The sequence below is a fragment of the Streptomyces sp. NPDC001599 genome (assembly GCF_042893535.1).
Classification (GTDB): Bacteria; Actinomycetota; Actinomycetes; order Streptomycetales; family Streptomycetaceae; genus Streptomyces.
Genome location: NZ_JBIAVA010000011.1, coordinates 272787 through 286420 on the forward strand (window position 1 = coordinate 272787; position 13634 = coordinate 286420).

General features: G+C 72.2%; 11 protein-coding genes. 6 read left to right on the top strand and 5 right to left on the bottom strand.

Annotation, left to right across the window (positions count from 1 at the left end; translation table 11 throughout):
• The first annotated feature begins 172 nt into the window (after positions 1-172).
• Together ACFYZ3_RS27250 and ACFYZ3_RS27255 are read left to right on the top strand one after the other, a co-directional pair.
• On the top strand, positions 173-682 hold the full coding sequence (locus ACFYZ3_RS27250; protein WP_388522761.1) for an ATP-binding protein: 510 nt from the start codon (positions 173-175) through the stop codon (positions 680-682).
• A 31-nt stretch (positions 683-713) separates the two neighbouring features.
• A complete protein-coding gene (locus ACFYZ3_RS27255) occupies positions 714-1253 on the top strand; it encodes a hypothetical protein (protein ID WP_388522764.1) in 540 nt (179 codons plus the stop codon).
• 20 nt (positions 1254-1273) lie between these two features.
• On the opposite strand, the gene ACFYZ3_RS27260 is transcribed toward ACFYZ3_RS27255, so the two are convergent.
• On the bottom strand, positions 1274-1963 hold the full coding sequence (locus tag ACFYZ3_RS27260) for a response regulator (protein WP_388522767.1): 690 nt from the start codon (positions 1961-1963) through the stop codon (positions 1274-1276).
• Positions 1960-3633, bottom strand: coding sequence for an ATP-binding protein (locus ACFYZ3_RS27265; RefSeq protein ID WP_388522769.1), 1674 nt, complete (start codon positions 3631-3633; stop codon positions 1960-1962). The genes ACFYZ3_RS27260 and ACFYZ3_RS27265 overlap by 4 nt, the downstream gene beginning before the upstream one ends.
• Positions 3634-3788: 155 nt before the next feature.
• On the opposite strand from ACFYZ3_RS27265, the gene ACFYZ3_RS27270 reads away from it, so the two are divergent.
• From ACFYZ3_RS27270 to ACFYZ3_RS27285, 4 genes are all read left to right on the top strand, one after another.
• Positions 3789-5189, top strand: coding sequence for a cation:dicarboxylate symporter family transporter (locus ACFYZ3_RS27270; protein WP_388522772.1), 1401 nt, complete (start codon positions 3789-3791; stop codon positions 5187-5189).
• A 167-nt stretch (positions 5190-5356) separates the two neighbouring features.
• Positions 5357-5755: a MerR family transcriptional regulator gene (locus ACFYZ3_RS27275; protein ID WP_059301518.1), complete on the top strand. Its 399-nt coding sequence runs from the start codon at positions 5357-5359 to the stop codon at positions 5753-5755.
• 11 nt (positions 5756-5766) lie between these two features.
• Positions 5767-6081 carry a thioredoxin gene (locus tag ACFYZ3_RS27280; protein ID WP_388522808.1) on the top strand — a complete coding sequence of 105 codons (315 nt, stop codon included), beginning with the start codon at positions 5767-5769 and terminating at the stop codon, positions 6079-6081.
• 135 nt (positions 6082-6216) lie between these two features.
• Positions 6217-8484 carry a HelD family protein gene (locus tag ACFYZ3_RS27285; protein WP_388522775.1) on the top strand — a complete coding sequence of 756 codons (2268 nt, stop codon included), beginning with the start codon at positions 6217-6219 and terminating at the stop codon, positions 8482-8484.
• A gap of 16 nt (positions 8485-8500) precedes the next feature.
• Here ACFYZ3_RS27285 and glgB read toward each other — a convergent pair whose 3' ends face one another.
• The 3 genes from glgB to treS form a co-directional block, all read right to left on the bottom strand.
• Positions 8501-10834, bottom strand: a complete 2334-nt coding sequence (gene glgB / locus ACFYZ3_RS27290) for a 1,4-alpha-glucan branching enzyme (RefSeq protein ID WP_388522778.1) — start codon at positions 10832-10834, stop codon at positions 8501-8503.
• Positions 10835-10874: 40 nt separating this feature from the next.
• Positions 10875-12269 (bottom strand): maltokinase, encoded by a 1395-nt coding sequence (locus ACFYZ3_RS27295; RefSeq protein ID WP_388522780.1) that lies wholly within the window; start codon positions 12267-12269, stop codon positions 10875-10877.
• A 20-nt stretch (positions 12270-12289) separates the two neighbouring features.
• The coding region (treS, locus tag ACFYZ3_RS27300) for a maltose alpha-D-glucosyltransferase (protein WP_388522783.1) at positions 12290-13634 on the bottom strand (1345 nt) is incomplete at its 5' end.

The following is a 13634-nucleotide window of genomic DNA, read 5'->3' on the forward strand; positions in this document are numbered from 1 at the left end:
CCGTACATTCAGTGATGCGCCGCTTACGGTCCGACGCCGTTGGAAGTGCATCGCGCGAGCCTGCCCGCGTCCTCCTTCCCTGGGAGGGGTGGGCCCGCCCCAGGGAGACAGGCCACCACCGGTCGAGTGCCGACGCGCTATCGAACACTCGTAATCAACAAGGGAGTTGCCCATGCCCGCGCTCGTGCCCGGAGCCGTCTTCGCCTGCCCCGTCCTCGCCGAGGAGTCGGACGTCGCACCGCCGTCGCCCGACATGCTGACGTACAGCTTCACTCTGCCCGGCGGTCCGGCCAGCCCGCGGATCGCGCGCGTCACCACCCGGGCCGTGCTGCACGGGCACGGGCTGGACGACATGGCGGACGCTGTGGTCCAGGCGGTCGGGGAACTCGCGTCCTGCGCCTGCCGGTTCACGCCGAGGGACGAGGTCTACGTGTTGCTGCGCTACCGGGAGGGCGCACTGCGGGTGGTGTTCTACGACGGTCACCGGCGGCACGAGCACCCCCGTCTGGTCGCGGCCTGCGATGCGCGCAGGCGGGCGGCGCTGCGGGTGCTGGGGTGCGTGGTGCGGGCCTGCGAGGGGGAGTGGGGGTTCGGGGAGGCGCGGGAGCCCGGCGGCGGGACGCGGATGTGGGCGGTGGTGCCTCGGGGTGGGGCTGGGCGGTACGCGGGGTGTCGGGCATAGTCGGCAGCCATCACCGGGAGAAGGGAACCACGTGCCGGAACAGAACGTAACCGTCGGGCAGTTGCTGCTCGCCGAGTACGAGAGCGTGAAGAGCGAGCAGAGGGCGAGGATCGGGTTCCGGGACAACCTCCTCTACGTGACGCTGGCCGTCGTGGCCGCCGTCATCGCCGCCACGGCACAGGCCAGGCAGCCCTCGATGCTGCTCGCGCTGCCGCCCGTGTGCCTCGTCCTCGGGTGGACCTACCTCGTCAACGACGAGAAGATCTCGGCGATCGGACTCTACGTCCGGGACGATCTGGGGCCGAAGCTGGCCGAACTCGCGGCGCACAGCAGCGGGTTCGCCACCTTCGGCTGGGAGGCGTACCACCGGAGCGACACCCGGCGCCGGTCCCGGAAGACGATCCAGACCGTGATCGACCTGACGGCGTTCTGCGCGGTACCGCTGGCGGCGCTGGTCGTTTTCTGGGTGAACGGGGACACCACCCGGCTGCTCGTCGCGCTCTCGGTGCTGGAGGCGCTCGCCGTGGCGGGGCTCGCCGGGCAGGTCGTCTGGTACGCGAAGGCGGCGTGAGCCGTCCCCCGGCGTACGGCTCACCGCCCCCGCACCCACCGGTAGACCAACTCCGGCCGCCCCACCTGACCGTACTGCGGGCTCCGGCCCGCCCGGCCCGCGTCCACCAGGTGCTCCAGGTAACGCCGGGCCGTGATGCGGGAGATGCCCACCGCCTCGGCGACCCCGGCCGCCGTGAGGCCCTCGGACGAGCCGCGCAGGGCGCCCGTCACCCGCTCCAGCGTCGGGCCGCTCAAGCCCTTGGGCAGGGCCGCCGGGCCGGGGGCGCGGAGCGTGGCCAGGGCGCGGTCCACCTCGTCCTGGCCGCTGGCCTCCCCGGCGGTGCCCCGGAACTCCGCGTACCGCACCAGGCGGTCGCGCAGGGTGGCGAAGGTGAAGGGCTTCAGGACGTACTGGACGACGCCCAGCGAGACCCCCTCGCGCACCATCGTCAGGTCCCGCGCCGACGTCACCGCTATCACGTCGGTGTGGTGTCCCGCCGCACGCAGCGAGCGGGCCAGCTGGAGTCCGTGCACGTCCGGCAGGTGCAGGTCGAGCAGGAGCAGGTCGACCGGCGTGCGGTCCAGCATGCGGCGGGCCTCCGCACCCGTGTGCGCCTTGCCGACCGCGACGAACCCCGGCACCCGGCCGACGTACATCACGTGCGCGTCGGCGGCGACCGGGTCGTCCTCGACGACCAGGACCCGGATGGGCTGCGAGTCGGTGCTCACACCGCACCCCCGGCGCCCGGTCTGCCGCCCGACACCGCGGCCGGTGCCGTCCCGCCGCCCCCGGCCTCGCCCAGCGGCAGCCGTGCCTCGAAGCGGGCGCCGCCGCCCTCCGCCTCCGCCACGGTCAGGGTGCCGCCGTGCCGCCGCACCGCCTGCCGGACCAGGGCGAGGCCCAGGCCGCGTCCGCCCTCCCCGGCCGGCTTGGTCGAGTAGCCCCGCTGGAAGACCAGGTCGGCGTGGGCGGGGTCGACCCCGGCGCCGGTGTCCGACACCCGCAGCACCAGCTCGGAGCCGCCGGAACCGGCATCCTCCGTGTAGGCCGCCACCGTCACCCGCGACGGCACCGCCCCCTGGGTGGCGTCCACCGCGTTGTCCACCAGGTTGCCCAGGATCGTCACCAGGTCCCGGGCGGGCAGCGACGGCGGCAGCAGCCCGTCGTCCAGTCGGCTGTCCTGCGACACCACCAGCTCCACTCCCCGCTCGTTGGCCTGCGCCGTCTTGCCCAGCAGCAGCGCCGCGAGCACCGGCTCGCTCACCGCGGCCACCACCTGGTCGGTGAGGGCCTGCGCCAGCTCCAGCTCCGCGGTCGCGAACTCCACGGCCTCCTCCGCCCGCCCCAGCTCGATCAGCGAGACGACCGTGTGCAGCCGGTTCGCCGCCTCGTGCGCCTGTGAGCGCAGCGCCTGGGTGAAACCGCGCTCCGAGTTCAGCTCGCCCGTCAGCGACTGCAGTTCCGTCACGTCCCGCAGTGTCACCACCGTGCCCCGGCGCTCACCGCCGGAGACCGGCGAGGTGTTCACCACCAGCACCCGCTCCGCCGCCAGGTGCACCTCGTCCACCCGCGGCTCCGAGGCCAGCAGCGCCCCCGTCAGCGGCGACGGCAGCCCCAGGTCCGCCACCGAGGCGCCGACCACGTCACCGCGCACGCCGAGCAGCTCCCGTCCGCCGTCGTTGATCAGCGCGACACGGTACTGCCCGTCCAGCATCAGCAGTCCCTCCCGCACCGCGTGCAGCGCCGCCTGATGGTAGTCGTGCATCCGGCTCAGCTCGTCGGCGTTCATGCCGTGCGTGTGCCGGCGCAGCCGCGCGTTGATCACGTACGTCCCGACCGCGCCGAGCAGCAGCGCTCCCGCCGCCACCCCCGACAGGGCCGTGAGCTGCTCCTGCGCCCGCTTGCTGATCTCCTCGACCTTGATCCCGGCACTGACCAGGCCGACGATCCGGCCGTCGTCCACGATCGGTGTGACCGCCCGCACCGAGGGGCCGAGCGTGCCCGTGTAGGTCTCGGTGAAGGTCTGCCCCCGCTGCGCCCGCTCGATGTGGCCCTGGAAGGGATGGCCGATTTGCTTCGGGTCGGGGTGGGTCCAGCGGATGCCCTCCGGATTCATGATCGTCACGAAGTCCACGTCGGTGTCCCGCATCACCCGCACCGCGTACGGCTGGAGGCGCGCCGTCGGGTCCGGGGTGCGGATCGCCTCCGCCACGGACGGCGAGTCGGCGATCGCCAGCGACACCGCCCTGGCCTGGCGCCCGGCCGCCTCCTCCGCCTGCCCCCGGTCGCTGATGTAGCTGAACAGCGCGTACCCGACCACGACGACCGCTATCAGTACGGCCTGCATGGCGAACAGCTGCCCGGCCAGGCTGCGGGGTCTCGGGACACGGAGGTGCATGCCGCCAGTCTCCCTCGTGGCTTGATTGTGAACTAAATGAACGCAAGGGTGACCGCGCTCACACGCCGGGAGATAGTCACCGCATCCCCGATACAAACCCCCGGACGTGAGCCGCACGCCGGTGAGTACCGACGACGCCGTCAAGGAGGGCAGCCGTGACCAGCAACGCCGCTACGGCACCTGCCGCACCCAAAGCCAAGCGCGACCGCACGCACTATCTCTACATCGCCGTGATCATCGCGGTCGCCCTCGGTATCGCCGTCGGTCTGGCCGCCCCCGACTTCGCCACCGAGCTGAAGCCGCTCGGCACCGGCTTCGTGAACCTGATCAAGATGATGATCTCGCCGATCATCTTCTGCACGATCGTGCTGGGCATCGGCTCGGTCCGCAAGGCCGCCAAGGTCGGCGCGGTCGGCGGTATCGCCCTGGGCTACTTCCTGGTCATGTCGCTGGTGGCGCTCGCCATCGGCCTGATCGTCGGCAACATCCTGGACCCGGGCACGGGCCTCGCGGTCACCGACGCCGTCAAGGAGACCGGTCAGGCGCAGGTCGACGCGGAGGCCAAGGGCACCGTCGACTTCCTGATGGGCATCATCCCGACGACGATCGTCTCCGCCTTCACCGCGGGCGAGGTGCTCCAGACCCTGCTGATCGCCCTGCTCTGCGGCTTCGCCCTGCAGGCCATGGGCTCCGCCGGGCAGCCCGTCCTGCGCGGCATCGAGCACATCCAGCGGCTGGTCTTCCGCGTCCTGGCCATGATCATGTGGGCCGCCCCGGTGGGTGCCTTCGGCGCCATCGCCGCCGTCACCGGCTCGGCGGGCGTCGACGCCCTCAAGAGCCTGGCCGTGCTGATGCTCGGCTTCTACGTGACCTGTGTCCTCTTCCTCTTCGTGGTGCTCGGCACGGTGCTGCGCGTCGTCGCCGGGATCAACGTCTTCTCGCTCTTCAAGTACCTGGGCCGCGAGTTCCTGCTGATCCTTTCCACCTCCTCCTCCGAGTCGGCGCTGCCGCGCCTCATCGCGAAGATGGAGCACCTGGGCGTCAGCAAGCCGGTGGTCGGCATCACCGTCCCGACCGGCTACTCGTTCAACCTCGACGGCACCATGATCTACATGACCATGGCCTCGCTGTTCATCTCGGACGCCATGGGCACGCCGATGTCGATCGGCGAGCAGATCCCGCTGCTGCTCTTCCTGCTGGTGGCCTCCAAGGGCGCCGCCGGTGTCTCCGGCGCCGGACTCGCCACGCTGGCCGGCGGCCTCCAGTCGCACAAGCCCGCCCTGGTGGACGGCATCGGTCTGATCGTCGGCATCGACCGCTTCATGAGCGAGGCCCGCGCCCTGACCAACTTCGGCGGCAACGCCGTCGCCACCGTCCTCATCGGCACCTGGACCAAGGAGATCGACAAGGACCGGGTCAACGAGGTGCTGGCCGGCCGGGCCCCGTTCGACGAGAAGACCCTCCTGGACGACGGCCACGGCGCCGCCGCCGACGACGGCGACAGCGCGCCGGACCTGCCCGGGCAGGGCGGCGAGAAGGAGCTGGCGAAGGCCTGACGGCCGTACGTCGCCCCCCCGCCTTCCGGGGCGGCTCCCGCACACGCCGGGCGGCTGAGGTGCTCCCCCCGTTGCTCAGCCGCCCGGTCCCCCGAAGAAGCCCCGCGCCTCCCCCCGGCGCGGGGCTTCTTGCCTTGACGTCCGCGTCAAGGCTTACGTTCGTTCCCATGCGAATCGGCGAGCTGGCCGCACGGGCCGGGACCACCACGCGGACGCTGCGGTACTACGAGTCGCGGGGCCTGCTGCCCGCACGGCGGGGCGGCAACGGCTACCGCACCTACGACGAGGACGACCTGAGGCTGCTGCGGCAGATCAGGACCCTCCAGGACTTCGGGTTCGACCTGGAGGAGACCCGCCCCTTCGTGGAGTGCCTGCGCGCCGGGCACCCCGAGGGCGACTCCTGCCCGGCGTCCCTGGTGGTCTACCGGCGCAAGCTGGCCGAGCTGGACACGCTGATCGAGCAGCTCACGTCGGTGCGCGCGCAGGTCGCCGCGCAGCTGACGCGGGCCGAGGCGGCGGCTCCGGGGGGTCCGGAGCCCAAGTGCGAACTGGGAGGACACGGATGAAGACCAGCGGGGTGCCCGAGGTGACGGACGCGGACTTCGCGGCGGAGGTGATCGGCTCCGAGCTGCCCGTGCTGGTGGAGTTCACCGCCGACTGGTGCCCGCCGTGCCGGCAGATGGCGCCGGTGCTCAGCGCCCTCGCCGATGAGGAGGGCGACCGGCTCCGCGTGGTGCAGCTGAACGTCGACCGGAACCCGGCGACCACGAACGCGTACAAGGTGCTGTCGATGCCGACGTTCATGGTGTTCCGCGGCGGTGAGCCGGTGAAGTCGATGGTCGGCTCGCGGCCCAAGCGGCGGCTGCTGGAGGAACTGGCCGACGTGGTCTGACCGGCCCGGCACACGCACTGGCCGGTGCAGAAAAAATCCCCCGAGCAATTGCGCTCGGGGGATTTCTTTGCGTATATTCGTTGATTCGTGACTTCAGGAGAATGAGGTCGCGAAGAAGTTCAGTAGGCACAGTATATGCGGCCGGGAGTGGAATTGTCAAACACCGAATTTCCGGACGATGAATTGCTGCACGAGCAGGAATTCATCGACGGACTGTACGCGCGCGTGGACGCGCTGCGCGGCGACGCCGAGGACTCCGTGACCGACGCGCTCGCGCAGGGCAACACCCCCCAGCAGGCCCGCCTGGAGCGGGACATCCTGGTCGCCGAGCGCTCCGGGCTGCTCGCCGCGCTCAACGCCGTGGACGGCTCCCTCTGCTTCGGCCGGATCGACCTCGCCTCCGGGCAGGGCCACCACATCGGCCGCATCGGCCTGCGCGCCGACGACGCCGAACGCACCCCCGTCCTCATCGACTGGCGGGCCGGTGTCGCCCGCCCCTTCTACCTGGCCACCGGTCACACCCCGATGGGGCTGCGCCGCCGCCGGCACATCACCAGCGAGGGCCGCACGGTCACCGCCCTGCACGACGAGATCCTCGACCTCGGCGACGAGAGGCGCACCGGCCACGAGGACCCCTCCGGCGACGCCGTGCTGCTCGCCGCGCTGAACTCCGCGCGCACCGGCCGCATGGGCGACATCGTCCAGACCATCCAGGCCGACCAGGACCGCATCATCCGCGCCCCGCACCGCGGCGTCCTGGTCGTCGAGGGCGGACCCGGCACCGGCAAGACCGCCGTCGCCCTGCACCGCGCCGCCTACCTCCTCTACGAGCACCGCGAACTGCTCGCCAAGCGCGCCGTCCTCATCGTCGGCCCCAACCCGGCCTTCCTCGGCTACATCGGCGAGGTGCTGCCCTCGCTGGGCGAGACCGGCGTGCTCCTCGCCACCGTCGGCGAGCTGTTCCCCGGCGTGAAGGCCACCGCGACGGACACCCCCGAGGCGGCGGCCGTGAAGGGCCGGGCCGAGATGGCCGACGTGCTCGCCGAGGCGGTCCGCGACCGGCAGGCGCTGCCCGACCCGGTGATCGCGATCGAGCACGACCGCGAGATCCTCATGCTCGACGACGACCTGGTCAACGTCGCCCGGGAGCGCACCCGCGCCGCCAAGCTGCCGCACAACGCGGCCCGCGAGCACTTCGAGGGCCACATCCTCAACACCCTCACCGACATGGTCGCCGAGCGCATCGGCACCGACCCCTACGACGGCAGCAACCTCCTCGACCCCAGCGACATCACCCAGATCCGCGACGAACTCGCCGAGAACCCCGAGGTCTGGGCCGCCGTCGACCAGCTGTGGCCCCGGCTCACCCCGCACCGCCTGGTCGCCGACCTGCTCGCAGCCCCCGAGGCGTTCCTGCCCGCCGAGGACGCCGCCGCCGTCCGCCGCCCGGTCACCCGGCGCTGGACCGTCGCCGACGTGCCCCTGCTGGACGAGGCCGCCGAACTGCTCGGCGTCGACGACCGGGTGGCCCGCTCCCGCGCCGAACGCGAGCGGGAGGAGCAGATCGCCTACGCGCAGGGCGTCCTCGACGTGTCGTACGCGTCCCGGACCTACGAGTTCGAGGACAAGGACGAGGAGGACGCCGAGGTCCTGTCCGCGCACGACATCATCGATGCCGAGCGCTTCGCCGAACGCCAGGAGGAGGACGACCACCGCAGCGCCGCCGAACGTGCCGCGGCCGACCGCACCTGGGCGTTCGGGCACATCATCGTGGACGAGGCGCAGGAGCTGTCCCCGATGGCCTGGCGGCTGCTGATGCGCCGCTGCCCCACCCGCTCCATGACCCTGGTCGGCGACCCGGCGCAGACCGCCGAGGCGGCCGGTGTCGGCTCCTGGTCGAAGATCCTCGCCCCGTACGTCGAGGACCGCTGGGAGCACACCCGCCTCGGCGTCAACTACCGCACCCCGGCCGAGGTCATGGACCTGGCCGCGGCCGTCGTCCGGGCCGGCGACCCGGAGTTCACGCCGCCGAGTTCGGTGCGCTCGACCGGCGTACGCCCCTGGGTCCGCGCGACCGGCGACCTCCCGGCCGCCGTGGCCGAGGCGGTCCGGGAGCTGACCCCCGAGGAGGGCCGCCTCGCCGTCATCGCCCCGCGCGAACTGCACCGGGTCCTCGCGGCCCGCCTGGACGGCGTGACGGCGGACGCCGAGCCCGACCTCACTCACCGCGTCGTCCTGCTCGACCCGCGCCAGTCCAAGGGCCTGGAGTTCGACTCCGTCCTGGTCGTCGAGCCCGGCCGCTACGGCACCAGCGACCTGTACGTCGCCCTCACCCGCGCCACCCAGCACCTCGGTGTCCTGCACAGCGAGCCGCTGCCCAAGGGCCTGGAGGACGCGGGCTGACGGACGGACCGGCCGGTCAGGCCGGACGCAGCCACACCGTCGCCAGGGGCGGCAGGGCCAGCCGGATGCTCGCCGGCCGGCCGTGCCACCCCTGGGCCTCCGGCTTGACCGGGTCCGGGTTGACCACGTCGCCGCCGCCGTACCGCGCCGCGTCGGTGTTGAGCACCTCGTGCCAGGCCGGGACCTCGTCGGGCACGCCGACGCGGTAGCCGGAGCGGACCACCGGGGCGAAGTTCGACACCGCGAGCAGCGGGGTGCCGTCGGCGTCCAGCCGCAGGAACGCCAGGACGTTGTCCTCGGCCGCGTCGCCGACCACCCACGAGAAGCCGGAAGGGTGGGTGTCGCGCCGCCACAGCGCGGGCGTCGCCCGGTAGACGGTGTTCAGGTCCCGCACCAGGTCGCGCACGCCCCGGTGGTCCGCCGACGCCCCGTACTCCGGGTCGAGCAGCCACCAGTCGGGGCCGTGCGCCTCCGACCACTCCGCGCCCTGCGCGAACTCCTGCCCCATGAACAGCAGCTGCTTGCCGGGATGCGCCCACATGAAGCCCAGGTACGCCCGCTCGTTGGCGCGCTGCTGCCACCAGTCGCCGGGCATCTTCGACACCAGGGACCTCTTGCCGTGCACCACCTCGTCGTGGGATATCGGCAGCACGTAGTTCTCGCTGTACGCGTACACCATGGAGAAGGTCAGCTCGCCGTGGTGGTGCTTGCGGTGCACCGGGTCGTGGCTCATGTAGTCGAGCGAGTCGTGCATCCAGCCCATGTTCCACTTCAGCCCGAAACCGAGCCCGCCGAAGCCGCTCGGCCCCTCGTGGTGCGTGGCCCGCGTGACCCCGTCCCAGGCCGTCGACTCCTCCGCCACCGTCACGACACCGGGCACCCGCCGGTACAGCGTCGCGTTCATCTCCTGGAGGAACGCCACCGCGTCCAGGTTCTCCCGGCCGCCGTGCTCGTTCGGCGTCCACTGGCCCGGCTCGCGGGAGTAGTCCAGGTACAGCATCGAGGCGACGGCGTCCACGCGCAGGCCGTCGATGTGGAACTCCTCGCACCAGTACACGGCGTTGGCCACCAGGAAGTTGCGCACCTCCCGGCGCCCGAAGTCGAACTCCAGCGTCCCCCAGTCCGGATGCGCGGCCCGCAGCGGATCGGAGTGCTCGTACAGCGGGCGCCCGTCGAACTCCGCCAGCGCCCAGTCGTCGCGCGGGAAGTGCGCCGGCACCCAGTCCATCAGCACGCCGATCCCGGCCCGGTGCAGCCGGTCGACCAGGTACTTGAAGTCGTCGGGGTCGCCGAGCCGGGCCGTGGGCGCGTAGAAGCCGGTGACCTGGTAGCCCCAGGAGCCGCCGAAGGGGTGCTCGGCGACCGGCATCAGCTCGACGTGGGTGAAGCCGAGGTCCGCGACGTAGGCGGGGAGCTGCTCGGCCAGTTGCCGGTAGGTCAGGCCCGGCCGCCAGGACGGCAGGTGGACCTCGTACACCGACATCGGCGCCTCGTGCGCGGGCGCGTCCGCGCGGTGGGCCAGCCACTCCCCGTCGCCCCACGTGTAGTCCGAGGCGTGCACGACGGAGGAGGTGGCCGGGGGCACCTCCGTACGGCGGGCCAGCGGGTCGGCGCGGAAGGTGCGCGAGCCGTCGGGCCGGGTGATCTCGAACTTGTACAGCTCGCCCGCGCCGACGCCCGGCAGGAAAAGCTCCCACACCCCGGTCGAACCGAGCGACCGCATCGGGTGGCCGGTGCCGTCCCAGAAGTTGAAGCCCCCGGCCACCCGGACCCCGCGCGCGTTCGGCGCCCACACCGCGAACCGGGTGCCGGCCACCCCGTCGTGCGTCGTCGGGTGCGCCCCGAGCACCCGCCACAGCTGCTCGTGCCGCCCCTCGCCGAGCAGGTGCAGGTCCAGCTCGCCCAGGGTGGGCAGGAAGCGGTACGGGTCCTCGGCCTCCAGTTCCGTCCCCTCGTACGCCACGAGGAGCCGGTGGCGCGGGACGTCCTTCAGCGGCACCAGGCCGGAGAAGAAGCCGTCCCCGTCGTCGTGCAGCCCGACCCGCAGCTCCCCGGACAGCACGGTCACCGCCAGGGCGTACGGCCGGAACACCCGGAACGCGACCCCGCCGGGCACCCGGTGGGCGCCGAGCACCGCGTGCGGATCGTGGTGCGTGCCGGCGAGCAGCCGCTCACGGTCGGCGGCGTCCGGGGCGGGGGAGACGGCGACCTCTGCCCCGCAGGCGGTGGCGGTGGCGGTGGTCTTCCGCGGCGCCTTCTTCTTGGCGGCCTTGGCCGTCTTCTTCCCGGTCGTCTTCTTCCCGGTCGTCTTCTTCGGGTCGGGGCCGCTGGACGAGGGGCGGGGGGTCACGGGTGGGGCCTCCTGGGGACGGTGGGAGCGGACGGGGACGTCATGCCGGCTCGGGCACGGACAGGCGGCGCACCGCCGCCAGGGGCACCTCGAGCCAGTCGGGACGGTGCCGGGCCTCGTACAGGACCTCGTAGACCGCTTTGTCCGTCTCGTAGGCGCGCAGCAGCACCGGGTCGGTGCGCGGGTCGTGGCCGCCCGCCTCCGCGTACCCGGTGCAGTACGCGGCCCGGCAGGACTCGGCCCAGCCCGGGACACGTACGTCGGCCGAGTGCGCGGCGTAGTCGAAGGAGCGCAGCATGCCCGCGACGTCCCGCACCGCCGGCTGCGGCAGCCGACGCTCGGCCAGGGGCTTCGCCGGTTCCCCTTCGAAGTCGATCAGGGACCACTCCCCGTCGGGGGAGCGCAGACACTGGCCGAGGTGCAGGTCGCCGTGGACGCGCTGCGCCGACCAGGTACGGCCCTCGGAGGCCAGGTCCGCCAACGCCGTGAACGCCGTCCGCAGCCCGGGCGCGTACGAGCGGAGCAGGGGCACGGCCCGCGCCGCCTCCTCCAGCCGTTCGACCATGCCGTCGGCGAGCTGCCGGGCCTGGGCGTGGCCGAGGGTGACGGTCGGCAGCGCGCGGGCCAGCGCGGTGTGCACCTCGGCGGTGGCCCGCCCGAGCGCCCTGGCCTCGGCGGTGAAGTCCTCGCCCTTGGCCAGCTCGCGCAGCGCCAGCTCCCAGCCGTCGGTCGCGCCCTTCAGGTAGGGCTGGAGCACGCCCAGCACCCAGGTCCGGCCGGCCAGGTCCGCCACCATCCACCCCGCCGGTGCGGGTACCCGGGGGCAGCCCTCGCGGGCCAGGGCCAGCGGCAGTTCCAGGTCGGGGTTGACGCCGGGCACGATCCGCCGCAGCACCTTGAGGATGAACGTATCTCCGTACACGACCGACGAGTTCGACTGCTCGGCGGTCGTCAGCCGCGGCACCAGCCCCGTGCGTATGCCGTCGCCCGGTGCCCGCTCGAAGCGCAGCCCGCCGATGCGGGCCCGCGTGCGCAGCGCCTCGAGGAGCACCTCGGCGGGACGGGTGTCGTACAGGGCGTCGTAGGCGGTGCGTCCGGCCGCCGGGCCCTCGGTCACATGCCCGATCAGGGCGGGTGCGAGCCGGGGCGGCAGCGCCTCGCGGTTACCGATCAGGAGCTGGTAGCAGTCGCCCGGCTCCTGAGCCCCGCCTCCGGCCGGGGTGCATCGCTGGTGGGCGCGGACCAGCACGTGGTGGAGGCCGAGCCGGGAGTCGGCGGGGAGCAGTTCGGTCGCGGCGACCAGGGAGAAGCCGGTGACCGGGCGGCCCTTGCCGGCGAACCAGCGTTGCCGCGGCAGCCACTCCCGCAGCAGGGGGTCGAGGGACGCCAGGAGTCCCGGCGGGCTCGCGTCGGTGCGTATGACGGCTTCCGGCATGGCGTGTCGCGTCCTTTCCCTCAGGCGGCGTCCTTGCGCAGCCGGAACCAGTAGAAGCCGTGCCCGCCCAGGGTCAGCAGGTACGGCAGGCCACCGACCGCCGGGAAGCGGACCCCGCCGAACAGCTCGACCGGATGGCGTCCGTCGAAGGCGCTGAGATCGAGCTCCGTCGGCTGCGCGAACCGGGAGAAGTTGTGGACGCACAGCACCAGGTCGTCCTCGTACTCCCGCAGGAAGGCCAGGACCGCGGGGTTGGACGACGGCAGCTCGGTGTAGGTGCCGAGACCGAAGGCCACGTTCTGCTTGCGGATCTCGATCATGCGCCGGGTCCAGTGCAGCAGGGAGGAGGGCGAGGCCATGGACGCCTCGACGTTCGTCACCTGGTAGCCGTGGACCGGGTCCATGATCGTGGGCAGGAACAGGCGCCCCGGGTCCGACGACGAGAAGCCCGCGTTGCGGTCCGGTGTCCACTGCATCGGGGTGCGCACGGCGTCGCGGTCGCCGAGCCAGATGTTGTCGCCCATGCCGATCTCGTCGCCGTAGTAGAGGATCGGCGAGCCGGGCAGGGACAGCAGCAGGGCGGTGAACAGCTCGATCTGGTTGCGGTCGTTGTCGAGGAGCGGGGCCAGGCGCCGGCGGATGCCGATGTTGGCGCGCATGCGCGGGTCCTTGGCGTACTCCGCGTACATGTAGTCGCGTTCCTCGTCGGTGACCATTTCCAGGGTCAGCTCGTCGTGGTTGCGCAGGAAGATGCCCCACTGGCAGCCGGACGGGATGGCCGGGGTCTTGGCGAGGATCTCGGAGACCGGGTAGCGGGACTCCCTTCTGACCGCCATGAAGATGCGGGGCATGACCGGGAAGTGGAAGGCCATGTGGCACTCGTCGCCGCCCGCGGCGTAGTCGCCGAAGTAGTCGACGACGTCCTCCGGCCACTGGTTGGCCTCGGCCAGGACCACCGTGTCCGGGTACTGCGCGTCGATCTCCTTGCGCACCCGCTTCAGGAAGTCGTGCGTACGCGGGAGGTTCTCGCAGTTGGTGCCCTCCTCCTGGTAGAGGTACGGCACCGCGTCCAGCCGGAACCCGTCGATGCCCAGGTCCAGCCAGAACTTCAGCGCGGAGATCATCTCCTCCTGCACGGCCGGGTTCTCGTAGTTGAGGTCCGGCTGGTGGGAGAAGAAGCGGTGCCAGTAGTACTGCTTGCGCACCGGGTCGTAGGTCCAGTTGGACGCCTCGGTGTCGACGAAGATGATCCGCGCGTCCTGGAACTGCTTGTCGTCGTCGGCCCAGACGTAGTAGTCGCCGTACGGCCCGTCCGGGTTCTTGCGGGACTCCTGGAACCACGGGTGCTGGTCGCTGGTGTGGTTC